We start from the raw sequence: 2,271 nt of genomic DNA on the forward strand, positions 1-2,271 counted from the left end.
AAATGACTCGCATCTATTACCATCTCTCCTCTCATTAAAGCGAATGAATCATAAAACGCATGGATCGATTATTATCCATGCGTCTTTGGCAAATGCTAATTGCGTTCCCTTTCCACCGCTTCCACCAACTGAAATAAAAACCGATAAATGAGCTTGAACGCCTCACCTATTGTGATCTCTTCCTTAAAACCATCGACATAGTTTAAGGCAAAATTCAAATTCCATAAGCCATCCTCTAAACTAAACATTAAATCAAATTTCGCTTCATCCCCGTGTAAGAGGAAATTCAAATTTTCCTTTAACGTTTTTTCAAATTTCTTTTGGAGTTTTAAACCTAACATAACATCATAAGTCCCGAACACATCATCTGCTTCTAAAGAAACAGCTTCGACACTAATGATATCAAACCAATTCGATTCCACATAGATAAATTCACTTTTATGCTTTTTTAAGAAATCAAGCGGCTCATTTAAAAAGGATGATGATTCGTTTTTGATCATGTTTTCAGATTCTTTATCACATCTCTCTATGTAAGCGTCAGCGAAGCGCGCCTTCTCATCCTTCTCCAAAAATTGTATTTGATCTGCTAACTGATTCTTTTCAACATATTCTTTTTCTTCTTTAAAAATGGTTATATTTCCGTTTGGACTATTTTGCTGTTCAGTGATGTACTGTTTGATTTGGTCTTTTAACATCAGAATATCCTCCTATGAATCGCTTATCTGCTTCTAATTTTGATTGTTTATTTATAAAAAAGCAAATGTGACGATGTTTATAATCAAAAAAAGAGGCGACTCTATAAGTCCCCTCTTTCTCGTGCAATTTAATTCTCCGCTAATTTCGCTTTTACCTTATGAGTAGAAGGTTTTACTTCACCTTGATCTTCCGCTTGCCTAGCCCGTTTAATAAATAAGGCAAGCACCAGAGCAAGACCGGCGATAAAGACGGTTACAAAGAATGCATCATTAATACCTTCTAACATGGCCTTCATTTGAATATCATGCTGCATTTTTAATTGCATGGCTTCCGTTATTTTGACTGACGGATCTGGTACAGCCTTCTTTGCAGCTGCAATCAGTTCGGTGGCATGTGTTTTCGCACGAGTTGTCATAACCGTCACCAACAACGCTGTACCAATCGCACCCGATACCTGTGACATCGTATTATTCATCGCTGTACCGTGAGGGTAAAACCGTGCCGGCAACTGGTTTAAGCCATTTGTCGTAACTGGCATATTTATCATCGAAAAACCTAACATACGGATCGTGTATAAAATAATTAAATGAGTATATGTGGTTTCCAGTGTTAATTTACTTAATAAATAACTTGTTATTACTGTAATCGCTAAACCAATTATAGCTAGTGCACGACCACCGAACTTATCAAAAAGTTTCCCTGTAATCGGCATCATAATGGCCATTAGAACTGCCCCTGGCAACAACATTAAACCCGCATCTAAGGGAGAAATCCCGCGAATATTTTGGACATAAATTGGAAGAAGAAGCATCCCTGAAAACATCGCCATTGTAACTACCATGGAAATGGCAGAAGATAATGCAAACATTGGATATTTATAAATCCGGAAATTAAGAAGTGGCCGTTCTTGTCTTAATTGACGCATAATAAATGTTACCAACGAAACGATCCCAACAGCTAGCGTCCCATAAACCTGCGGACTATCCCATCCTTCTTTTCCAGCTGAACTAAATCCATAAAGGATTCCGCCAAAACCAACGCTTGATAACAACAAAGAAACGAAATCAAGACGAATATCAACCTTATCTTTTTTATCTTTAAGCAAGAAAAAGCCAAGCAAAACGACGAGTATCGCGATTGGTGTGACAAAATGGAAAAGCATTCTCCAGTCATAATGTTCAATAATCCAACCTGATAAAGTCGGTCCAATTGCCGGAGCAAACATTAATACTAACCCGAAAACCCCCATTGCTAATCCACGTTTTTCAACTGGAAAACTTGTTAACATTACATTCATTAACAAGGGCATCATAATCGCTGACCCAGAGGCCTGAATCATCCGACCAGATAATAACAGTGGAAATGCATGTGCAAAACCAGCCAATACGGTTCCTAACGTAAATAAAAGCATGGCTGCTAGGAATAATTGCCGGACAGAAAATTTTTGAATTAAAAATGCTGATAATGGAATCAAGATTCCATTAACTAACATAAAACCGGTTATCAACCACTGACCAGTTGATGGGTCAATTTTTAAGTCAGTCATGATCGAAGGCAGTGCTATATTTAATAATG

2 protein-coding genes are annotated in these 2,271 nt (G+C 37.5%); both read right to left on the minus strand.

Translation table 11 applies throughout. The features are described 5' to 3' along the window. Nucleotides 1-95 precede the first annotated feature (95 nt). On the minus strand, nt 96-695 hold the full coding sequence (locus V7137_RS27220; protein ID WP_335700961.1) for a branched-chain amino acid aminotransferase: 600 nt from the start codon (nt 693-695) through the stop codon (nt 96-98). Between the two features lie 128 nt (nt 696-823). Further along, on the minus strand, nt 824-2,271 hold a 1,448-nt coding region (locus V7137_RS27225), incomplete at its 5' end, for a DHA2 family efflux MFS transporter permease subunit (RefSeq protein ID WP_335700962.1).

Source organism: Neobacillus drentensis (genome assembly GCF_036962765.1).
GTDB lineage: Bacteria > Bacillota > Bacilli > Bacillales > Cytobacillaceae > Neobacillus > Neobacillus drentensis_C.